This is a genomic window from Chryseobacterium sp. KLBC 52 (genome assembly GCF_003347605.1).
Lineage (GTDB): Bacteria > Bacteroidota > Bacteroidia > Flavobacteriales > Weeksellaceae > Chryseobacterium.
Genome location: NZ_QDFZ01000028.1, coordinates 14492 through 38864, shown reverse-complemented (window position 1 = coordinate 38864; position 24373 = coordinate 14492). Strand labels below are relative to the sequence as shown.

The window sequence follows — 24373 nt, the reverse complement described above, 5'->3', positions numbered from 1 at the left end:
TGTCTCGTCCTGAAAAAGGTTGACTAAAAAACCATAAAATTAGTCACCCTTATGAATCTAAAAAAAACATCGTCCCCTGTCCAAGAATACAGTGAGGCATTCAAACGACAAGTTGTCTCTGAATATGAACGGGGATTATATACAAAATCCCAATTGCAAACTCGATACAATATTCGGGGTAATTCATGCATTTCAAGTTGGTTAATAAAATATGGTAACTTTACTTATGAAAAACAATTAAGTAAAGGCAGACCTATGAAAGATCCACAGAAACAAAAGATTAAAGAGCTTGAAGCTGCTTTATCCAAAAAGGAAGAAGAGCTCAAAGTGTTTAAGAGATTTATAGAAATCGCAGAGCGTGAGTTGAAGATTGAAATTGTAAAAAAGTCTGGTTCCAATCAATCCAGGAAATAAGGCCGTATACAAATCTTTCACTGGAAGATATCTGCCGATTGTTTGGATACAGTAAACAAGCTTATTATAAAAGGAAGAAACAGCCTGATTCTATCAATAATCAAAAAAGGATTATAGAACTGGTATTATCAATTCGTAAGAAGATGCCTAAAATAGGGACTCGAAAACTTTATGTATTACTTAAAAATGATTTTTCAAAAGAGGATCTTCGTATAGGAAGAGATCGGCTATTTCAACTTTTAAGATCGAATTATCTTTTAATTCCCAGAAGACACAGTTATTTTAAAACAACCAATTCCAGACATTGGATGAAGAAATACCCGAATATTATTAAAGAAAAGGAGTTGAAATGTTCAGAAAAAGTTTGGGTTGCAGATATTACCTATCTGAAGACTAAAGAGAAAAATTATTATCTTCATTTGATTACCGATGCCTATTCAAAGAAAATTGTAGGATATGAACTAAGTGATAATTTACAGACTGCCTCCACATTGAAAGCATTAAAACAAGCCATAAAGAACAGGGTGTATAAACATTCTTTAATTCATCATTCAGACAGAGGATTGCAGTATTGTAGTAAAGAATATACTGAAACGTTAAGGAAAAGTGATATTCTTATCAGTATGACCGAGAACTCGGATCCTTATGAGAATGCTGTAGCAGAGAGGGTAAACGGCATTCTGAAATATGAGTTTGGATTGATTGATACTTTTGAAAACTTTAAGAATCTCTCACAGCAGCTTGATCAATCAATTTATTATTATAATAATTTAAGACCTCATTTTTCCCTAAATTATAACATCCCTAGCCAAGTGCATATGAAAAATAACGTGAAATTAAAAACATACAAAAAACAAAATCAGAATAGGAAAATTCCTACTCTGATCTAAGTATATTTGAAATATTAAACTAGTCAACCTTTTTCAGGACTAGTCAATTTGCCACTCGAAAGGATTCGTGCGGTAGCGCGGGGTTCTTTATTATTGCTCACGTATTATACATGTCAAAATATTACTTATGGGACCGGAATCTGTCAGAAAAAAGAAATAGTATCCAAAAAAGAAAACCAAAAATAATATCAAATATTATATTAACAGATTTTAATTGATGATGCACTATAATACTATAGGTAATATCAATTGCTATGATAATTCCACAAAATATCAATAAATATATAATTGCTCTTATAATTAGTTTATTATTCATAGTTACTTTCTATTTTGCATTCTGTTTTTTTCTGCATTTTCGTCATGCTCTCTCATTGAATTTAATTGATTAAAAGTTCCCGAATAAAAATTATAAATAAACCCAATTACAACGCCTTGTATGGAAGGTTTTTCAAATTTCCCTTTCTCTATAGAAGATAAACCAATACCAACAGCTAATCCTTTTAAATCTATTGTATAATCAAAAATGGTTTTTAAGTTATCATTATAAATAGCACGATCTACTAAGGTAATAGAGTTATAAGTTGAATAAATTGATCCTATCCCTCCAGCATGAACAGCATTTGCATCAACCATCTGACCAGATAATTTCACCCAATGATTATTATTTAATTGGTATTTATTTCCATCATTGGAATCAAATTGGTCACCATTCTTATTGTAATCACCAGTAGGCCTATCATCTACTGCAGTAACAGATTTACCAGTTCCTCCTAATGTTGCTGTTGAACCAGCATCAATGTTTTTGCCTAAAATATTATCAGTAACCGAACCATCGTTATTTAAATTATAACTTGATGTAATTTTCTGGTTATCTTTTCCTAAATTATATCCAGAAATAGCTGTACCATTTACTGCAAAATATTTTGCACCTTCAATTTTGTTATCTTTAAAAAATTGATCTGCGTTATCCTTGGTGAGATTAGAATTATATTGATAATTGCCATCTTTATCTGTATACCAATCCATTCCTGTTGGGTCAGTTCTAATAATAGGATTATTACCAACATAATTATATGGGGAATGAGAATAATAAAATTCGCTTAACAAATCTTGTACTCCCCATCTCCCAATATCTGGCATATAAAACCTTGCTCCATAATCATACATTCCACTTTCTTGCAATTCCTTGCCATTGTATTTGTAGTTATAAGAAACTCCTCCAAAAGGAGTAGGAACTATCAGGCCCTCCTGATGTTTTAATCCAAAAGGATAATAGTTGTTGGCATCAATCACCTCAAGTCCAGTACCACTATTCTTATAACTCACCCTTACATTTCCTAGATGATCGATATAATTGTAAATATACTTATTTTCCGTAAAATCGTAATACCCTTCGGAAGTCGGTACAAATTTCAATACTGGAATGGTGTAAAGAGAGGCTGAAGTATCATAGGCATGTCTGTTATCATACTGGAAGCCGTCGAGATAGTTGGTTTCTATAGACCCGTTCATACTGTATGTTTTAGAAACTTTCGTTCCGTCTGCCCTATAGGTGTAGCTGGTGTTGGAAATACCTATCAGCCCCTCATTAACTGAAATAGAATTGGGCAAATTCAGGTAATTGTAAATGATCTTCATTTTTCTGTCAGGGTGATCCGTCATATTCCCATTAAGATTATAGGCCATCGTTCCCTGCAAAGCATTGTATCCTGAACGGTTGTTAATAACCCCTGAAGGAAGGGTAATTTTGTCCAGAGTATTACTTTTGTCTCCGTTCTGATAGTTATAGATCAGATCATCAATTTTCTCTGCGGTGGTTCCTCCGGAAACAGGCCATGAAAATCTTTTTAAGGTTTTGATATTACCATTGAGGTCATAGCTCAACTCTTCATTAAAATAATTGTTTTGAGCTAAAGAAGCATTGGGTTGGGAATAGGCTCCTTTTAACAACCTGTTTAAGGCGTCATACTGATAATTGTATCTTTTCAGCCCTTCATTACTGGAAATATTCCAATCGATCTCCGTGATATTTCCATTAAAATTTCCTGTTGATGTATTGGTATACACAGGGTTGTTATATTTCATCTCATAGCCAAATAATTTCCCGTTCAGATTGGCAGGATCATTCACTTTTGTGATCCAGCCCCGGATATTGTATTGGTAAGCTATGGTCTGTAATGGGGATGCAGTAGCCGTTCCACCTACTTTCTTAGATTCCAGCTGGGAAATTTCATTGTACTTATTCTGGGTCAGGTATTCAACAGGGTTGCTTCCCACCTGATGGGTGTGGGTCAGAAGTCTGTTCTGAGGATCATAGGTGAATTTTTCTACGATGAGTTTTTCAGGATCTGCAGCAAGCCTTTTATGGTAGGTATTAGTCTGAAGGATAACTCCTGTAAAATCAAGTTTATTGTTGACAACGGTATATCCTCCTAAATGATTGTTGCTTCTTGAACCGATGTTTCTTCCTTTGGTATCATACCAGATAAAGTTCCTTGTCCACTGATCATCTTCTATATTTTTGATATAGGAGGCGGTAAGGAATCCTTTGGTTGTTTGTGCATTAGCCGGATTGTCCGTAAGAAGAGGCTGGGCAAATACATTGGTAACCGCAGAGGACCCTGCAGGATAGGTATCATAATAATTAACACTTAATATCTGGCTAACATTGGAAGGGGTGGAAAGCTTGGTATAGTATACCGCCATGTCGTTTAAGGTAAATCCGACCGCAGCAGTTCTGGTTTCATATAAAACGGTATTGACATTGGCACTGTTTTGTATCGATGCCCTGCTGGCAGTATTATTGGTGATTCCGGTGTAGATGGTTCTTCCAAACTGATCGTATTTGGTAAAGAGCCATTGTCCTTTTCCTTTAAGCTCGGTATCTTGGGTCAGAATAAGCTGATCAGCTTTATTATACACCATATACTCCCAGCCTTTTCCGGGAAGTTTCTTTTCTACTAAACGATTTCGCCCGTCATATTTATACTGATAACATAAATCATTCAGTACGGTATTGGGATCTGCTTCTAAAGAGGCTTTGGGAGGAATTACATATGCCAGCTGATTATAATCATTGTAAACATAATAGGTATCTGCACTTTCTGTAGCACTGATTACTTTTCTAACCAATACAACCTGTCCCTGTCCGTTTTTAAATTCTATGGTTGGGTTTCCATCTTCATCGGTAACAGTATTTTTATAAAGCTGTCCTACTGCATAGGAACCGGATGGGATGAGTTGGGAAGTAAAAGTGGTATAGTTAAAAGTAGCATTATATTTTTTTACCTCACCATCGACATTGGCGTCATAGCCAAATTGTACAGGCTTATTGTCCCAGGCAGTTCCCACTTGTTTTTGTGTTAAAACACGGTCTAATGGTGAATTTTCAAGAATTTTTTCTGAATAGATTTTCTCTGTTCCATAAGGGGTACTGCTAATATTGGCTAATGGATCGGTAATAATACCGCCATTGAGAGTACTACCCTGAGGAATGGGCAGATAGTCCTGAACCTGTCTTCCGAAAGGATCGTATTTGATAGGAATCACTACATCCTTTCCTAATGGAGAGGCTTTTACATTGACAATTTGTTTAGGTCTTCCCAAGCCGTCAAAATACTGAACGGTTTCTGTGCTTTTAACATTAGCAAGGGTAGGATCGGACAGGTAAGTCTTTGAATAGACATAATTTTCTGTATTGGTAAGCTGCGCCTGGGCAGTTCCAATTATAAGAATCCCTATAGGAATTATAAGTTTTTTCATGATTGTGTTTAGTTTTTATAATTGTATTTGAATTCTTTTAGCGTCTTATAAATCATATTTCCACTGCTGTCTTTTTCCTGCTGACGGATTTCTTGTAATCGGTTTGATGGATCATAGATATAATATTCACTTATTCCTGATGGAGAGGTGATACTTCTTACGCCTACTAATGGGTCATAGGTATAGGTGGTAATCTGATAAGCAGACAATGCCGTATTAGCTCTGAAAGTATTCAAGGCTGACAAAAAGGTTGTTTCATCATTATTGGGAGCTGCCAAAGCATCTGTATTGGAAGCATTAACGATCGCATCCATTAATGATTGTTGGATGTCTGTTAATTTGGCGCCTTCTATTTTGGCAATAGGCTGAGTTTGGTTATATCCCCAAATGATTACTGTTGAAAGGCCATTTTTTGCGGTATATTGTTGTAAATTCCCTTTGGAATCGTATTGATCATAAATAACTTCGGTAGAAGGATTATTCTGAAAATCATATGACAATACTGAGCTTGGAAGTAAGTTCAATGGATTGTCATATTTGGTTTCTGTTTTGGAAAGTGTTTTGCTGGCAGTTCCAATAGTTTGAGTGGTTTCAGTTTCTAAAGGAATTCCTATCATATTAGCAGTGATCAACTTCTGATTAGCTTTATCGTGAGCGTAACGATAAGAAATTCCTGTGACAATCTGATCCGACAAAGTAGTTTTCTGGGAAGTCATCTGATAATGCGAAGTATTATTATAAGAATATTCTGTAGTAGTAGTAAGCTTTTTATAAGCAGAATCATCTTGTATATCTACAGGTACATTTTCATAATACTCAGTATTTTTTGTATTGGAAAGAATTGAATAATAGCTTTCTTTGGGTAACGATACCATACTATAATTAGAAATAATTGTCTCCAGAGGCAAATTTATATGAGAAGAAAACAATGCATATGCTTCTTTACCTCGCAAATCGTAAACAGTTTTTAAGGTTTTCAAGTCATAATTATTTGACGTTTTGCTTTTAAGAAATAGTTGGCCTGATGATGATTTAGAAAAAACTCTATTTTCAAGAAGTTTTCCATTAAAATCGTCATAAGAAAAACTTTTATCCAGTGAGCTTACTGAACCTGAAACTGCACTTCCTAAGTATCCGTCCGAACCAAAAAAATTCTGATAGCTTCCGTCAAATACCGGCATTAAAGGTGTTCTGATAATGAACTGGTCTTGATGATGCCCATTATTAAATATTTTTTGTTCTCCACCTTTTTCAAAATTATCTCCTCCATAACTAATAGTAACGTTAGGATAAGACGGATACATAAAATACTCTGAAAAAGGACCTATAAGTTCCGATGATTCAAAGTCGTGATTATATGCTAATGGTACAAGAACCATCCCTCCTGTGCAACCTTCTACAGTATATTGAGATGTAATATAGTTCGTAGGGTAAAGAGTAGTCGGTATGATATTCATATTGTTGATATCCTTGAATAAGGAGTAATATATTTTCTTGATATTGGTAACAGTACTCGTTTCATCAACATCGTAGGTCTTTTTTAGTCTCAGACCAGCTATATTCTGACTTGCATAGCCACTCTTGTATGAAACCGTAAAAGTACCGGCATAATTAACGTTAGGTTTGGGTACTAATGATAATTTCAAGATGTACCTCTTAGTCGGATCAGTAGTAAAAGTAAAACTTTTGTTTTTGGTTCTGTAACCATTGTCTATATCTGCTTGTGTAGTTTTGGGCAAATTAATTACTTCATTCAATAACACGCTGCCTGTAACCTCATCCAGAATTTTTAAATTAACTTCCAGCATTGTGGTTATAGAAGTAATTTCATTTTGTGTAATCACTAAATCAAAGGCCAGTTGATTATCAATAATATTACTTCCATCTAATATTGTCGTACTTTCTGTTATAGGAACATCATAAGGACTGCTACGAACTTCACCATTTTTACTTTGAAAAAGAGCATATTTCTGCGGTCTGGCTTCATAATCAAAAAAAGTAGTGCCTTTGGTAGGATAGGTAATAGAGGTTAATGTCCCTTTTTTTGCTGATGAAAAATCTGAAGTTCTATCTGCATAGTTGTATAAATCACCGATAGCGTAAGAAAAATTAGGAAGCCCTAGTAATTTCAAATTCGGGATTAGTGTGGAATTAAATTTATTATTAAAGTACCCAAATACATCAGCACTATAGCTGTATTTATCAGGTAAATTCTGCGGATCATCATAGGAAAATGAATATTCGTTATCATATACTGGAGTATCTCCTTGGAAATTATATTTTTTTACTTTTGTTAAAAAAAATCGTTCAAGAACGGAAAGGTTTAATTGAGAGTATAGATCTAAATACTCAAAACTTATTTTCTGATATTTTTTATTTGAAAAATTATTAACAATATCAATAGATGAAATTTTATTATAATAAACATCATTTACATTATTATAATTAAAATTTATTGTTTTCTCTTTACTCTTTATTTTTATTAAAACTCTTGCATCCTGAATTCTTAGAATATTACTTTCTTTTACATAAGATGGGACAGCGGCCATTCCGTTTCCCTGGCAAACAGTACCGTTTAATTCCTGAGATCTAAGTACTTTTCTTTCTATTATTGAGTTTAAGAATGACTTTGCCCCTATATTCTGATATTCAAAATTAATTTCATTATTTTCAACATTGGTTATTTTTGTTAAATAAAAGCTTGTATATCCTGAGTATATAGGAGCATCACGAATCCAGGTTTTCTCAATAGCTGTATCTCCTCCAAAATAATACTTAACTCCATCATTAGTGGTTAATACAAACTGGTGCGTCGTTTTAAAATCCCCTATAGTTTCAATTTTAAACTGATGGCTATCTGTAGTCAAAACAGGATTTAAATTCTTATCTAAATAAAATTTTCCAGACAATCCATTTACCGAAATACTAAATATATCAATTTCATTGTCATAAGAATCGTCTGTAAAATATGATTTCACCAATAATGAATTATTAGATCCATCCGGGATATTGACTAAATTCTCTATTTCAGAAGAAGTATTAAATATTAATCTATTAGATGACACCTGCATTTCATCAGGAAGGTCATTAATTGTTCTTGTTATTACACCTCCTGCATCTAAGAACCAGCTCATCCCAACATTAGTAGGCAAATCATTTACTTTTACACCTAATTTTGAATAATTTAATTCAACCTTATTAAATATATTTTTTTCCTTTATTTCAGCAACTGGAATATTAATCTGAGCCATTCCTTTATATTCATTTAATGGTTGATTTCCATATCGTGTCATTTCTTCTGCTTGTGGAGTAGGCGGTACTACATTGGTAGATTTGCTAATATTATTTTGCTCACCTGTCTTATTCTGTTGTGCATTCATATATAGAGCTGCTGTGCAAAATAATAAAGTGAAAACTTTACGATTTATCATTTTAATAATTTTAATGTTTAAAGATGAAAAATGATTTTAGAAGTTGATTATTATAATCTTAGGAGTCCCTCCCGTTATAATACAGACAAAAGCGTGGAAAAACATTCTCCTTCCTATTGTTTCGTTTTTAATGGTTATCTTACTTCTTTATCAATTTAGCATTCGCCGTTTTATTGGTATCAGTTTTTATAGTGATCAGATAAGCTCCTTGAACCAAAACCTGGGTATTAATCTTAGTCACTCTGTTTTTGGTTTTTATACTTTGAAGCTGCCTTCCACTCATATCATACAAAAGAATATCCGCATCCTTAAAATCGAAACCGATTTCCACATAAGCATAGTCAGATACAGGATTTGGATAAATCTTAATGTCATATTTTTCAATCAGCTGGTCAACCTGTTTATCTCCCAGCTTCACGATTTTCCAGTTTTCTTTACCCAATTCTTCTGCACTGGTTCCTGCCAGAACAATAGAACCATCTCTGTTCAGCTTTAAATCAGAAAGCCTTTCTTCTTTCTTTCTGGATTCTCCTTTTACATATTTTCTCCACTGTTCATTTCCGTTTTGGTCAAGATAGAGCATCCAGAAAGTTTCGTCATCGGTTTCTACCCTTCCTTCTGCCTGCGTATAGCCACCCAATAAAATTCCTTTCGAAGATTTATCATCTGCAGAATGAAGAACGCTCATTCCCATCAGGATATCACGGTTCTTGAAATTGTAAGATTTCTGCCATTGTTCATCACCTCTTTCGTTTAAAGCCATTAACCAAAGATCTGTCCCTTCTTCAATGCCTACCGTTTTGTTTCCTGATCTTTCTGATCTGGATTCTCCACCAATGATAAAGCCTGTTGAAGTTAAAGCCAGGGTTCTCAAATGATCATCTCCTTTGCCTCCGAAGTTCTTTTCCCATTCTACTTTTCCGTTTTTATCGAATTTTACGATCCAATAATCACCCTCACCGAAATTGTCTGTTGATTTTGCAATTCGGGATACGGGAGTCGGGTTTTGAACGTTTGATGCAGAACCCGCATCTCGCATCCCGGAATCTTGTTCAGAACCCGAAACGCGAACTTCAGAACTCCTTGAATAAATCCCAAGTAATACTCCTCCATCTTTCGTCAGAATCATTTTCTCCACTTCATCCAATCCTTTTCCACCTAAAATTAATTGGGAGAGTTCTTTTCCATCTTTATCTAGTCTTGTAATGAATACATCTTTGGAACCATAGCCTTTTGATGAATTTTGTACATTACCTGCAACAAAGAATCCTAAATCGGTAGTTTGAATGACAGTTCTTGCTTCTTCATCAGAAGAACTTCCCAAGGTTTTCTGCCATAGTTCATCTCCAAATTCATTGATTCTAATTAACCAAATATCTGAGCCTCCTTTGGAATCCTCTTTTTTGTCTAATCCTTTTCCTGAATAAGATGTTCCGGCCAAGAGAAATCCACCATCCTGTGTGGTAACAGTAGCAGACAGGTAATCATGGTTTTGTCCTGCGAAGTATTTCTCCCAGACTTCTTCTCCCTGTTGATTGAGTTTTACTAAATGAAAATCGTAACCGTTGTTTTGCTTTTGGCCGCCGGCTGCTTGCTGTTGGCTTTTAGACTGTATAGAACTTCCGGTAATAAGGTATTGCTGATCAATGGTTGTGGTGACCTGGCTTAGAAAATCCTGGGTAGAAGATTGGATGTCTTTCTGCCACACCACTTCCTGGGCAGATACGCCCAAGACCGTGCATAAAGCGAATGCACCGAGATAGAATTTTTTCATTCTATGTTTTTTGAGTTAGTAATTAGTTTTATTAAAACGTCGCAAATTTAACACTTTTTAAGATATGGAAATCATTTTTGTGTGGTATTCTGTAAATCATACTATCTTATATTAATTTTTCTATATGTTTTCATACTATTATGGTGCAAAAATATGTACTCACAACGTCAAAACATGTCGTATTTTTTTAAAATTCAAGAACTAAAACAAAAAGCCCTGAAAATGACTTCCAGGGCTTCTATTGGTTAAAAAATTGATGAAATTTAAATTCTTTCGTTTTTGATTTCTTCTACAATTTCAGGATTTAAAAGCGTACTGATATCTCCAAAATTACTGAAGTCCCCTTCGGCAATTTTTCTCAGGATTCTACGCATAATTTTTCCGGAACGTGTTTTTGGAAGTCCGGAAACAAACTGTATTTTATCCAGTTTTGCGATAGGTCCGATTTGATCTGAAATCAGCTGATTAATCTCTTTCTTCAGATTTTCCTTGTCACGTCCTTCCCCGGTTTCTTTAAGGGTCACATAACCATACAGTGCATTCCCTTTGATATCATGAGGGTAACCCACAATAGCCGATTCAGCAACAGCAGGATGTTGGTTGATACTGTCTTCGATAGGTGCTGTTCCCAGATTATGCCCTGAAACAATGATCACGTCATCTACACGGCCTGTAATTCTGTAATACCCGACTTCATCCCTCAAAGCACCATCACCGGTAAAATATTTTCCAGGGAATGCTGTAAAATAAGTCTCTTTATATCTTTGGTGATCGCCCCAGATGGTTCTGGCAATTCCCGGCCATGGAAAACGGATACAAAGATTTCCAGTCACCTGATTTCCTGTAATTTCATTTCGTTTATCATCCATTAATACAGGCTGTACGCCAGGCAATGGGAGAGTGGCATAAGTAGGTTTGGTAGGTGTCACAAAAGGAAGTGGTGAAATCATAATTCCTCCTGTTTCTGTCTGCCACCATGTGTCTACAATAGGACATTTTTTCTTTCCAACATGGTCATTGAACCAATGCCATGCTTCATCGTTGATAGGTTCTCCTACAGATCCGATTACTTTAAGAGAACTCAGATCATGTTTATCTACCCATTCTGTACTTTCTTTTGCTAAAGAACGAATGGCGGTAGGAGCGGTATAAAACTGAGTGATTTTATGTTTTTCAATCACTTCCCAGAAACGGTCCGGTTCAGGGTAAGTAGGTACGCCTTCAAAGATTACAGTGGTTGCTCCGTTCAATAGCGGTCCGTAAAGAATATAGGAGTGTCCTGTGATCCATCCGATATCTGCGGTACACCAATAAATATCATTTTCTTTATAATTGAATACGTTTTTGAAGGTATAAGCGGTGTACACCATATATCCGGCACAGGTATGAAGCATCCCTTTAGGTTTACCTGTAGATCCGGAAGTATATAAAATGAAAAGCGGATCTTCAGAATCCATAATTACGGTAACGAAATCAGGAGAAGCTTTCTCATACAGATCAGCCATCCAGTAATCTCTTCCTTCTTTCATTTTAATTTCGTTGTGGGTTCTTTTTACAACAAGAACTTTCTCAACAGTCGGCGTTTTTTCCAGAGCATCGTCCACAATGGTTTTCAGATCCAGAACTTTATTTCCTCTGTAGCTTCCGTCTGATGTGATGACCATTTTGGCCTCACAGTCATTTACTCTTGAAGCCACTGCAGAAGCTGAGAAACCTGCGAAAATAACAGAATGCACAGCTCCCAGTTTTGCACAGGCAAGCATTGTAACGGCCAGTTCAGGAATCATAGGAAGATAAATACAGACTCTGTCTCCCTTTTCAATACCCATATCGCGTAAAACATTAGCTGTTTTATTAACGCGTGTATACAGTTCATTATAAGAAATATGCTGAGCTTCTTCTTTAGGATCGTTAGGTTCCCAGATGATCGCTGTTTTTTCCCCTCTTATGGTAAGATGTCTGTCGATACAGTTTTTAGTAATATTGAGTTTCGCATTTTTGAACCACGTGATTTTAGCTTCATTCATGTCGTACTTAACAACCTTGCTCCATCTTTGATACCACACGAAGTTTTGATCCGCTACCTTATCCCAGAACTTTTTAGGATTTTTGATAGACTTTTTATAGTCTTCAAAATATTGTGGTAAATCTTCTATTAAGTAATTTCTCATATCCCTTTCGTTTTTATTGATTTTATTTTAATAATTTTTTATGTTTTGATTTTTAAGCCATTAAATTTTAAATGGAACATGTTTAACATTTTTTGAACCATTAAGATTGCATTAAGGCGTTTAGATTATTAAGATGAGCTTCGCTTTAAGCTTAAAAATCAAAAGGATTTATCTTAACTTAACTATGCTTTACTGCTTAAATCTTTCTTAATGGTTTAAGAAATATCCAATATTTTTGATAAGTTTAAACAACTCCATGATTTAATATTGTTGAGATCATAGAGTAAGCTATTTATTTTATTCATCTTGGATGAACTTAATCTTCCTTAACATCTTTATTTCTCTTAATGGTTTAATTTTTTTATTGAATTAAACATGTATTTAAATTTAAGTTTAATTTCTTGTTCAGCCTCTATATTCCTTGATTTTTTCCTGAATTTCATCAATGATTTTTTCATCATCAATGGTGGAAGGAATCTGAAAATCTTTCCCATCAAGCAGCGTTCGGATCAGCTTTCTTAAAATCTTTCCGGATCTGGTCTTAGGTAATCGATTGACAACCATAACGTTTTTCAGAAAAGCTACCGCTCCGATTTTATTCCGGACCATCTGAATGATGTCTCTTTCAATGTCTTCTTCAGAAATAGTGGAGCCATTCTTTACAACAACTGTAGCAAAAGGAATCTGTCCTTTTAATTCATCATCAATGCCTACCACTGCACATTCTGCAACATCGGGATGTGAAGAAACGATTTCTTCCATTTCGGAAGTGGAAAGTCTGTGTCCTGCTACATTGATCACATCATCCACTCTTCCAGTAATGAAAATATAACCATCTTCGTCCTGAATAGCACCGTCTCCCGAAAAATAATACCCTTTATACTGAGACAAATAGCTGTTTTCAAAGCGGGCGTAATCTTTCCATATTCCAAGCATGGCGCCAGGTGGGAGGGGAAGTTTGATCACCAGATACCCTTCATGGTGAGGACTGAGCTCATATCCGTTTTCATCAAATATTTTAATGTCATAGCCCGGAACAGGTTTTCCTGCAGATGCTCTTTTGATCTGATAATTTTCATCATGAGTCAACAATCCCAGCATTGGCCAGCCGGATTCTGTCTGCCACCAGTGATCTATTGCCGGAACACCAATATGTTCTGCAAACCAGTCCAAAGTGGCTACATCACATCTTTCACCGGCCAGAAACTGTTTTTTGAAATGTGACAAATCGTATTTTTTTACCAGTTCTCCGTTAGGATCTTCTTTTTTAATCGCTCTGATGGCAGTAGGCGCTGTAAACATCACCGAAACTTTATATTCTGAAATAATTCTCCAGAAAGTACCTGCATCAGGAGTCATGATCGGTTTTCCTTCAAAAATTATAGTCGTATTTCTGTTGATTAATGGTCCGTATACAGAAAAGCTGTGCCCTACAGCCCACCCAAAGTCTGAAGCTGCCCAATAGGTTTCTCCCGGTTCGACACCATAAACATAAGTCATTGAGAACTGTAATGCTGTTGCATAACCTCCGGTATCACGAACAATACCTTTGGGTTTTCCGGTAGTTCCCGAGGTGTAAAGCAAGTAAAGCGGATGAGTAGATTCTACGGGAATGCAGTCTGCAGGAGCTGATTTTTCTACTAATTCTTCATAATCAATAAGTCCGTCAAACATTTCATCCTGATTATCTACTAATTTTCTATTGTATACGATGATATGGTCTACTTTATCCTGTGCCAGTTCAATTGCTTTTTCTACCAGTGGCAGATAAGGAATCCTCTTTGCAATTTCCACACCGGCTGTGGCGGTAATTAAAACTTTAGGTTTGCAGTCGTCAATTCTTACAACTAATTCATGGGGAGCAAAGCCTCCAAAAACCACATTATGAATAACCCCGATTCTCGCACAGGCAAGCATAGCAAAAAGCGTCTGCGGAATCATCGGCATATAAATAACGGCCGTATCTCCCTTTTTTAATCCAAGAGAAACCAATCCTCCTGCCAGCTTTGCAATTTCCTCTTTAGCCTGATGGAATGTGTAGGTTTTCCTCTGGTTGGTTACAGGAGAATCGTAAACAATTGCCACCTGATCCCCGAAACCGTCTTCAATGTGTTTGTCAATGCACAAATAGCACATATTGAGCTTTCCGTCCGAAAACCATTGTGAGTAATCGTTTTCGCCATTTGAAAGAATCTGTTGCGGAAATTCAAACCATTTGATTTCTTCAGCCTGTTTTTTCCAGAAATCTTCTTTGTTTTCTATGCTTTGTTTAAATAAGGTATCTTTATTCATATCATTAGTTGTGTGTTGGTTTTTTATCCTTGTCAAGGTTTAAAACCTTGACAAGGATAAGTAGTCGTGTCATTGCGGCCGAAGGCGAAGCAATCTCTTAAAACATCTCCTCAATCTGCTGCATCAGTTTCTTAATCGAGTAGGGTTTTGTAACATAAGCATCAGCTCCCATTTCCAATCCTTTTTCAATATCTCTTGGATTGTTTTTGGCACTCAGAAAGATGACTTTGGTATCCTTTAGTTTTTCGTCCTGCTTAATGAGATCGAGCGTGCTATAGCCATCAAGATTCGGCATCATAATATCGAGAAGGATCACATCAGGAACCATCGTTTTCAGGAATTCAAGGACTTCCGTTCCGTCACGGGCAATATAGACATCGTAGCCGTTTTTCTTAAAACTGTATTCTAGCGACATTAATATTTTGTGTTCGTCATCCGCAATAATGATCTTTCTCATAAGAAGGTTTTAATGGTGTTCAACTTCATTTCTAATCTCTTTTTTAGTTTTTTCAGGAATGCTGATGGTGAAAGTGACACCCAGTCCACTGTTTTCTGCTTTTATACTTCCACCGTGTGCCTGCACTATTTTTTTGGAAATGGCAAGTCCCAGTCCGCTTCCTGTAGGCTTTAATATGTTTTGATTTTTCGATTGGTAAAATTTATCAAAAATCATTTCCAGATCCTCTTCCGGAATATGTTTTCCGGTATTGAAAATGGTGATGATCAGCTGATCTTCTTTCTCAAATATTTTAGTCTGAATTGTTCCCTGTTCTTCGGTGAATTTCAAGGCATTTCCCCAGATATTCTGAAAAAGTTGAATCATTCTTGCTTCATCATATTCAAATATAGACTGATTCAGGAGATTAACTTCACTCAAATGAATATTTTTCTGCTGTATCAGATGGAGGAGAGGGTTTAAGGCTTTTTTATACGTTTCAATAATATTATTTTCCTGAATGTGCAAAGAGATTTCGCCATGCTGTAATTTGTCCAGATAAAGAATATCATTGATAATTTCACTCAATCTGTCAGATTCTGTAACGATATTGTTTAAAAACTCCTGTTTGATGTCAAAAGGAATATCATCATCATCGGCTAAAATTTCTCCGGCAGAACGAATAGCAGTGATCGGAGTTCTCAGTTCGTGTGCAACAGAGTCCAGGAAGTCGTCTTTTTGACGGTCTTTGATGATCAGGCTTTCGTTGGCAGTTCTTAAGTCATTCGAAAGTTTTTGTAATTCCTCGGACTGTTCCGTAAGTTTTTTATTTAAACTGATGTTTTCCTGTGACTCTTCAAGGATATTCAAAACCTCTTTTAAAGATATTTTATCTTCTTTGGTAACGCCTTCAATTAATATTTTAGCGGAAGCAGTACCAATTCTTCCGGCCAAAAGGTTTTCTGAAAATTTGATAAATCTTGAATCGGCAGTTTCAGTTTTTGAATCAATATTATATTTTAAATTAAAAATTCTTAAGGCCTGTTCCGTTTTGTTTTTGCCTAAAAAACGTTCCAGAATATTCTGAATGTCTGAAATATAAGCTGTTCCACGCCAGATGAATGCATTTTCATGATTTTGAATATACTTGTCAATGTCTACGTAAAGTTCAGCAAAGTTTCTTTCGCGGTAATTTCCTTTGGAGCTAACAGAAACAATGGTAAATAAGCTTGTATTGACCAGCATCGACCAGAAAAAGATCTGAGGAATTCTACCCAGATAAGGAATGGTGAAAAAGCCGAAAGCGTTATACATTTCCCTGAGTACTCCTTTGAATTCCTGATTATAGGAAAAATAGTACTGTGGAATAATAAGCCCGAAATAGCAGATCGCTAATCCGGCTAAAAGGCCTGTAACAGCACCTTTATAACTTCCTCTTCTCCAGAATAAAGCTCCGAAAAATGCAGGTGCCAATTGGGCGATCACAACAAATGAAATTAATCCTACGGAATCCAGTGAGGTTTTCAGAATGAAATATTTATAAAAGGCAAAAGCCATAATGATCAGGGCAAAAATGCTGAACTTTCTGATGTTGGTGATGCTTCTCGTGTTTTTTTCTTCGCTTTCAGACTTTAATTTTCCCAGCAATCCGTACGGAATGATCAAGTTGTTGGAAAGCATGATGGATAAAGTAATAGCAGAAATAATGATCATAGAAATACAAGAGCTTAATCCACCAAGAAAAACAAGCACAGTGATCAATGTATTGTCAAAATGCTGCGGAATAAGGATGGAGTAGAACTCAGAGTTTACTTTTTGTCCGTCAAAAATCAATCTTCCTCCCCATGCAATCGGGAAAATAAATATGGTAAAGATTAAAAGGTAAAGCGGGAAAAACCAAATAGCTGTTCTGATGTGCTTTTCCTGTCTGTTTTCAACAATGGCAGTATGGAACTGTCTTGGGAGAATACAGATCGCTGTTGCAGAAATCATACACAGAACCATCCAGTTCATAGCGCCTTCAATCCCGTTGAATGTATTTTTTTCTTTAAAATCTTCAAATTTGCTGGCTTTCTCATAGATATCTGAGAATCCGTCAAAAGCATAATAAATCACGAAAAGTCCAAGAATAATAATAAAAAATAGTTTTAAAAAACTTTCCAGTGCAATGGCAGAAATAATTCCCAGCCGCTTTTCTGAAGCATCCACATATCGTGTTCCGTAATATGAAGAAAATAAAGCAATTAAGACCACCACAAAAGTCGCGTTATCGGTCAGAATGTCTTTGGACATCGGTGTTTCTGTTACCAAATGAAAGGTTTCAGAAATAGCTTTGATCTGCAATCCGATATAAGGAACTATGGCCAGAAGGCAGACTATAGTGATAATGGCGCTCAAACTTCTGCTGTTACCGTATCTTAAAGAAATGAAATCGGCAAGACTGCTTATTTTATTGACTCTTGAAATTCTTACAATCCGGGTATTGATGTAGATCCATGCCGGGATAATCATAATAGGGCCAATATAGATCGGAAGATAGTTTAATCCGCTTGTAGCTGCCACCCCAATGCTTCCATAATAGGTCCATGCTGTACAATATACCGCAAGAGAAAGGGCGTAAATGTAAGGATTATTGATCCAGACTTTACTCCTTTTCTTCTCTGCCAGATAAGCAACTAAGAAAAGAAGAGCCAGGTAAAACAGAACAACAAAAAATAAAGCGAAACTACTCATCATACCTTTTTACGATTACAAAAGAAATCACAATGGAAATCATCCAGACCACGAACAGATAGATCAGGATCATTGGATAGCCTAAAACTTCCCTGTCACTGTTGAAAAGCAATGAAATCGGAATACTGAAAGCAATCATAAGCCCTACACTCAGTATGATAAGTTTTTGTTCGTGTCTTTTTTTCATAAATGATTTTTGATAAAAGATAATTGATGAATGAACGCATTCATCAATTATCTGTTTTATTGCTTTTAAATTTTATCGTCAGAATATTCTCCTTTTAAGGCATAATAACCAAAAATGGCCATCCCGCCTGAGATAATCGGCATCAGTACAAAAAGAATGATGATGCCAAAAACCAGATCTTCCTGTTTTCCGGAAGCGATTTTTGGGATTCCCAATACCGTAATTCCGAAATAGCCTACAATCACCGCAATAGCGATCCAGAGAATGCCTAATATTTTTTTTAGTCCGTTCATTTTAGTTGTTTTAAAATTAATAAAAATTTGAGTGATTCAGTGTCTAATCGTGAAGATTATTGTTCTTATTTTTAAGATAAAATAATCCGATTACTAAACATACTGCAGCAACTCCAATCGGATACCAGAGTCCTTCCAGATACCATGTGGCATGGCCTGCTTCTTTTCCTGTCGTTACCAGATAAGTTGCCACTGCCGGAAGAAGACCTCCGAATACCCCGTTTCCGATGTGATAAGGTAATGACATTGAAGTATATCGGATTCTCACCGGGAACATTTCCACAAGAAAAGCCGCAATGGGACCGTATACCATCGTTACAAATATCACCTGAATAAATACAAGGAAAACCAGATACCATTTGGTGTTATCACTTAGTTTTAAACTTTGAGAAACTTTGGCTTCTTCAGCTTTTCCGTCTTTCATGACAACTCCGGCAGGTGACCAGTGAACAACACTGTCTTTTTTGATTAAAGTGCCATCTGTGTAAAGCGTTTCTTTGTGAAAAGTAACCAGACTGTCTGATGCAATGTCATTGTGGATTTTCGCTGTTCTTTTTTCTGTAATTCCATTCGCTGCAATGGTTTTGTTTTCGAGGTTGACACTCTTGAACATGCTGTCGTAAATAGGTCTGTAGGCTAAAATAGCAACCAGCATTCCCGTCATCATCACCGCTTTTCGCCCGATTTTATCAGACAGCCATCCAAAGAATACGAAGAAAGGCGTTCCTAAAAATAAAGCGGTGGCCATCAGTGAATCTACCTGTGCAGATTCTACATTCATTACCTTTTGAAGGAAACTCATCGCGTAGAACTGTCCTGTGTACCAGATGACCCCTTGTCCCATCGCAGCTCCGAATAACGCCAATAATACAAATTTGAAGTTGTATTTATTTCCGAAGCTTTCTTTTAAAGGATTTTTAGATGTTTTACCCTCACTTTTAGCTTTTGCAAAAAGAGGAGATTCCTTCATATTTTTTCTGATGATGTAAGATACAGCAACCATTAGAATAGAAATCCAGAAAGGAACTCTCCATCCCCAGGTATCAAATTCTTCTGCAGAAAGTGTTGTTTTGGTGATAAGAATAACAATCAATGAAATGAAAAGTCCGGCTGTTGCAGTAGTCTGGATCCAGGAAGTCCAGTATCCACGGCGATGAGGCTGGGCATATTCTGCTACATAAGTGGCAGCGCCGCCATATTCACCACCTAAAGCAAGTCCCTGAAGTAATCTTAAAATTAAAACCAAAACCGGAGCCATAAAGCCAATGGTTTCATAACTTGGGATACATCCGATCAGGAACGTGGAAAATCCCATGATCAGTAAAGTAACAAGGAAGGTATATTTTCTCCCGATAAGATCTCCCAGTCTTCCGAAAAATAATGCTCCGAAAGGCCTTACCACAAATCCGGCAGCAAAAGTCGCCAGAGTAGATAAAAAGGCAGCAGTTGGATTATCAGCAGGGAAAAATTTGGTCGCTAAAACAACGGCTAAACTTCCAAAGATATAGAAGTCATACCATTCTATCAATGTTCCAAGGGATGACGCAGTGATCACGCTCCAGATGGTGCGGTTCTTCTGCCTGTCGGTCATATTTTCGTAGGTTTCGTGATGATTTTCACTCATATCGATTAGTTTTTGATGTTAGTGGAATAGGATTTTAATTGAATTCTTTTTTTTAACCATTAAGGACTTTATGATTAAGTTCAATGCTTTGGGCTTATTTCAAAATTGTCATTCTGAATGAAATGAAATGTAATGAAGAATCTCCTTAATTCATCTTACAATCTTTACTCTTCTTAATGGTTCAGATTTTACAGGTAAATTTGAAACTGCACAATAAATTCCCCTTTAGAAGAAGGACTTTCCGTAGGATTCGTGTAAACCGGTCTTGTTGAATATTGTGTTGTGATTTTCGCATGATGTCCGTCTATGAACCAGTTAGCGCCTACATCAAACTGTGAGGAAGATTTATCAAAAGCCTCAAAACTTTTATGAGTATAAGCTGCAAAAGGCTGTATTCTGATTTTTGGCTTTTCTGCCTGACTTGGTAACAGTAAACCAGCCTGTGCGTAGATAATATTACCTGTTCCTATGGTGGGTTGTAGATTTCCTGGTCCTGCGATGGCTTTATTGCCGATGAAATTAGGATCAGAAGCTCCAATATTCATCGTTCCCAGATTTCTTACATAGTTTGGTCCAAAATTATAGTTATAATATCCGGCATACGCAGAAACAGCCATTTTGTTTTTTGCTTCTCCTAAAGGTATGTCTGCAAAAGCATCGACTGCAAAAAGGGTAATGTCATGTTTTTCAATGTTTGAGTTCACGGAAGTTCTTGTTCCGTCAGCCTGATGATAAAAACCGGCCCCTACATTGAAAACCTTTTTCGTTCCAAGGTAAGATCCCACTTTAAAAGGAAGGGTGTTGGATTCTTCGTCAAGGAATTGATATTCAACATATCCTGCTTTTGAGAAACTTGGATTTCCATTATTGTCTACTGCTACTGCTTTAGAAGGATCTGTTACATTCACGGGAACAAGATCTGTAGCAAAGGGCTTATTTAAACTGAAACGGTATTCCAGTTTCCCGTATTTTCCTTTCGCAAACATTCCGAGCTGTCTTGCAAACTGGTCTGAGTTGTCAATCAGAGGCCATGAGAAAACGGGAGAATCTAATGTTAGGAAATTAAGTGTAGAAGCCATGGTCATACGGGAAAGTCCCATGTAATAATGAAGTCCGGCTCCTAAAGTTAAACTGAACTTTCCCGCTTCTCCAGGTAAAATAACTGCATATTCGTTCCAGGCATCATGGAAAAATAACTGCGTTTTCTTTCCGTTTCCATAACCTCCTGTTCCTGAGGTTCCTGAAGCACCACCATTGATGAATGTCTGATTGTTGATCCCGAAATGGAGGAGGATCATATATCTTTTAGAAATTTGTGCATAGGTTAAAGCACGTAATCGTCTGTTTCCCAGGCTCCATGAATTGTCAGTAGGTTCGCCTCCAACCATAGTTCCCGGGTTCATGGAAGTATTTCTTAACCAAAACTGATCCCATAAAATAAATCTGACAAATTTATCTCCATTTTGGTTGAGGTTAATTTTTAAGCCATTACCATAATCAGGAGAACCTTGTGAATATAAGGAACTGCTGATTAAAGCTAATCCAATGAATGTAAGTAATTTCTTCATAAATTATCAATTTTTGGCGTTGTTTTTTATGAATGCCAAATTGTAATTAATAATTTATTTATGAAAATTTAATATATATTAGTGGTAATGGTATAGTTAATATTTGTGAAACTTTGAGTTTTGGGGTGAGGAATCTGGGTTTTGGAGATTCCAGATGCGAGGTTCGGGATTCGATATTTTAAAATTATAATTTTATAATAATTTGATATATAGTATTTTGTGAAGATGTTTTCATCTCGGTTTTTAAGCCTAATAACCCGTAATCTCTTCACGGCCGCATCGTATAACTCGGATCCCGCACCTCGTAACTCGAACCCCGAACCCCGAACCCCGAACCCCGAACCTTGCACTACTTCTTAAACCTTTCCCACTTAATCAGCATGTATTTATCCGCAAATTGAGTGATAATAATTCCGGAGTTTTTAATGTTCTCTTCCTGTGCAATGTATTCTATAAGTTCACTTTGTTTCAGAATTTTATAGACAGGATGGAATTCAGAATGAGGAGGTCTTGTGATGTTGTATTTTTTAATCCATGAGCTTATCGTAACATGGGAAACCCCAATAATTCTTTCGATTTCACGGTAGCTTAAGCCTTCCAGATAAAGCTGAAGAGCTTTGGTGACATAGTAATCATCAATTTGTTTTCCTAATTTTTTGACGGTAAAATAATAGTTGCAGTCTTTGCAGTGGAAGCGCTGTTTCTCATTGATGATACCGCTTTTTACTACTTTGATACTCTTGCATTTAGGACAGGTATTTTCCATAACTATATTATTTTAGCAAATATATAATAAATTAGCAAATGTATAATTTTCAATAAAGATAATTTTACCTGCTTAAAATTTTAAAACAAAAAAAATATCTTTTTTATTTGGATTTAAAAGAAAATATATTTTAAATTTGCCAAAAAAATTAGATAAATAAATGGAAATAGAAATTTCCTCATGCGAACATCTAATGTATGTGAGTGAAATACAGCAGGAAATGTACGATTCTGCACAGCGTAGAGGGACGGGTATCGCAAAACGTTCTATAGAATATTTGAGTAAGAAGATTTCAGAAGGCAATGCTGTGGTAGCCACTGAAAACGGTGAGTGGGTAGGTTTCTGTTATATAGAGACCTGGTCACATGGGAAGTTTGTGGCTAATTCGGGACTGATTGTGTCACCGAAATTCAGGAACGGCGGAGTAGCGACTCAGATTAAGCAGAAAGTTTTCCAATTATCTAGAGATAAATATCCGGATGCGAAAGTATTTGGCTTGACAACAGGTTTGGCAGTGATGAAAATCAATAGTGATCTAGGGTATAAACCCGTCATTTATTCTGAACTGACTCAGGATGAGGAATTCTGGAACGGTTGCAAAAACTGTGTGAACTATGAGATTTTAATGATGAAGGAACGCAAAAACTGTCTGTGTACAGCCATGTTATTTGTTCCTGAAAATGATAAAAAAAAAGATGAGGTAGTTCATAATCTACCTGAAAGTAAATATGATGGAATGATTCAAAAAAAAATTGATGAATTCCACGCGACCATTAATAATAATAAAAAAAGTCCAGATGAAAAAGAAAGTCATCTTAGCGTTTAGCGGAGGTTTAGATACTTCCTACTGTGCTAAATATCTTAGTGAAACACTAGGATATGAGGTGTATGCAGTTACTGTAAATACCGGAGGTTTTTCAAAAGAAGAAGAAAAAGAGTTGGAGAGAAAAGCTTTAAACCTTGGGGTGAAGGAATACAGGTGCGTAGATGCTCAGGAAGATTATTATAATTCATGTGTGAAATATCTGATTTTCGGGAATGTGCTGAAAAACAATACCTATCCTCTTTCTGTAAGTGCTGAACGTACTATTCAGGCGCAGGAAATTGCAAAATATGCGATTGAAGTAAAAGCAGATGCTATTGCTCACGGAAGTACAGGAGCAGGAAACGATCAGGTTCGTTTCGATTTGATCTTCCAGGTGATGTGCCCGAATATTGAAATCATTACCCCAATTCGCGATATGGCTTTGTCCCGTGAAGAAGAAATTGAGTTTTTGAAAGAACACGGTTATGAAATGGAATTCCAGAAAGCTCAATATTCTGTCAATAAAGGACTTTGGGGAACTTCAGTAGGAGGGAAAGAAACACTGACGTCAAGAAATTATCTTCCTGAAGAAGCTTTTCCATCTCAAATCAAAGAAACCCAACCTTCAGAACTGGAGATCGAGTTTAAAAACGGAGAAGTGGTAGCTGTAAATGGCGAAAGTTTTGAGCATTCAGTATATTCCATTCAAAAAATAGAAGAACTGGCTTCAGCATACGGAATCGGCCGTGATATTCACGTAGGAGATACCATTGTTGGGATTAAAGGAAGAGTAGGATTTGAAGCAGCAGCGGCATCAGTGATTATCAAAGCACATCATTTATTGGAAAAGCACACGCTTTCAAAATATCAGCAAATGATGAAATCCCAGCTGTCCGACTGGTATGGAAACTGGCTTCACGAAGCACTTTTCTTAGATCCTGTCATGAGAAATATTGAGTCTTTCCTGGTAGATTCTCAGAAAACAGTGAGCGGAAAAGTATTTGTAACCCTTCACCCATACAGATTTATTTTGAATGGAATTGAATCTGCTCATGATCTGATGTCTGATAAATTCGGAAGCTATGGAGAAGCCAACAGAGCATGGACGGGTGATGATGTAAAAGGATATACAAAGATTGTAAGCAATTCTTTAAATATATACCACCAGATTAATCAAAATATCAACTAGTTCCGAAAGGACAATGTAATGAAAGGCGGCACAAAATG

Annotated in this window: 15 protein-coding genes; 3 read left to right on the top strand and 12 right to left on the bottom strand. The window is 36.2% G+C overall.

Going from position 1 to position 24373, the window contains the following annotated elements; all coding sequences use genetic code 11:
- Positions 1-51: 51 nt before the first annotated feature.
- Positions 52-1304, top strand: a protein-coding gene (locus DDF69_RS21435; RefSeq protein ID WP_114822321.1) for an IS3 family transposase whose coding sequence is annotated in 2 segments (ribosomal slippage) — positions 52-379 and positions 379-1304 — 1254 coding nt in all. Because the reading frame shifts where the segments join, the coding sequence is not laid out codon by codon here.
- Positions 1305-1622: 318 nt separating this feature from the next.
- Here the strand turns inward: DDF69_RS21435 and DDF69_RS21430 are convergent.
- From DDF69_RS21430 to DDF69_RS21375, 12 genes are all read right to left on the bottom strand, one after another.
- Entirely contained in the window at positions 1623-5066 is a 3444-nt protein-coding gene (locus DDF69_RS21430; RefSeq protein ID WP_114822572.1) for a DUF6443 domain-containing protein, read from the bottom strand.
- A gap of 8 nt (positions 5067-5074) precedes the next feature.
- The gene (locus DDF69_RS21425; protein ID WP_162800982.1) at positions 5075-8497 is read right to left on the bottom strand and encodes a hypothetical protein; all 3423 of its coding nucleotides are present in this window, start codon (positions 8495-8497) and stop codon (positions 5075-5077) included.
- A 139-nt stretch (positions 8498-8636) separates the two neighbouring features.
- Complete coding sequence (locus DDF69_RS21420; protein WP_114822570.1) at positions 8637-10271, bottom strand: T9SS type A sorting domain-containing protein; 1635 nt, start codon at positions 10269-10271, stop codon at positions 8637-8639.
- A gap of 263 nt (positions 10272-10534) precedes the next feature.
- Positions 10535-12442, bottom strand: coding sequence for an acetate--CoA ligase (acs, locus tag DDF69_RS21415; protein WP_114822569.1), 1908 nt, complete (start codon positions 12440-12442; stop codon positions 10535-10537).
- A gap of 405 nt (positions 12443-12847) precedes the next feature.
- Positions 12848-14734, bottom strand: coding sequence for an AMP-binding protein (locus tag DDF69_RS21410; protein WP_114822568.1), 1887 nt, complete (start codon positions 14732-14734; stop codon positions 12848-12850).
- A gap of 97 nt (positions 14735-14831) precedes the next feature.
- On the bottom strand, positions 14832-15191 hold the full coding sequence (locus tag DDF69_RS21405; protein ID WP_047431895.1) for a response regulator transcription factor: 360 nt from the start codon (positions 15189-15191) through the stop codon (positions 14832-14834).
- 9 nt (positions 15192-15200) lie between these two features.
- The gene (locus DDF69_RS21400) at positions 15201-17903 is read right to left on the bottom strand and encodes an ATP-binding protein (protein WP_185144381.1); all 2703 of its coding nucleotides are present in this window, start codon (positions 17901-17903) and stop codon (positions 15201-15203) included.
- The gene (locus tag DDF69_RS21395; RefSeq protein ID WP_114822566.1) at positions 17896-18090 is read right to left on the bottom strand and encodes a hypothetical protein; all 195 of its coding nucleotides are present in this window, start codon (positions 18088-18090) and stop codon (positions 17896-17898) included. Before DDF69_RS21395 ends, DDF69_RS21400 begins: the two co-directional genes overlap by 8 nt.
- Before the next feature lie 65 nt (positions 18091-18155).
- Positions 18156-18383 (bottom strand): DUF6814 family protein, encoded by a 228-nt coding sequence (locus DDF69_RS21390; protein ID WP_034696261.1) that lies wholly within the window; start codon positions 18381-18383, stop codon positions 18156-18158.
- A 43-nt stretch (positions 18384-18426) separates the two neighbouring features.
- Positions 18427-20007, bottom strand: coding sequence for an MFS transporter (locus DDF69_RS21385; protein ID WP_114822565.1), 1581 nt, complete (start codon positions 20005-20007; stop codon positions 18427-18429).
- Between the two features lie 188 nt (positions 20008-20195).
- On the bottom strand, positions 20196-21575 hold the full coding sequence (locus tag DDF69_RS21380) for a porin (protein ID WP_114822564.1): 1380 nt from the start codon (positions 21573-21575) through the stop codon (positions 20196-20198).
- Positions 21576-21924: 349 nt separating this feature from the next.
- Positions 21925-22341, bottom strand: coding sequence for a helix-turn-helix domain-containing protein (locus tag DDF69_RS21375; protein ID WP_034696257.1), 417 nt, complete (start codon positions 22339-22341; stop codon positions 21925-21927).
- A gap of 160 nt (positions 22342-22501) precedes the next feature.
- Between DDF69_RS21375 and DDF69_RS21370 the strand changes: the two genes are divergently transcribed.
- Together DDF69_RS21370 and argG are read left to right on the top strand one after the other, a co-directional pair.
- Positions 22502-23167, top strand: a complete 666-nt coding sequence (locus DDF69_RS21370; protein WP_114822563.1) for a GNAT family N-acetyltransferase — start codon at positions 22502-22504, stop codon at positions 23165-23167.
- Positions 23139-24335 carry an argininosuccinate synthase gene (gene argG, locus DDF69_RS21365; protein WP_114822562.1) on the top strand — a complete coding sequence of 399 codons (1197 nt, stop codon included), beginning with the start codon at positions 23139-23141 and terminating at the stop codon, positions 24333-24335. Before DDF69_RS21370 ends, argG begins: the two co-directional genes overlap by 29 nt.
- The last annotated feature ends 38 nt before the right edge of the window (positions 24336-24373 follow it).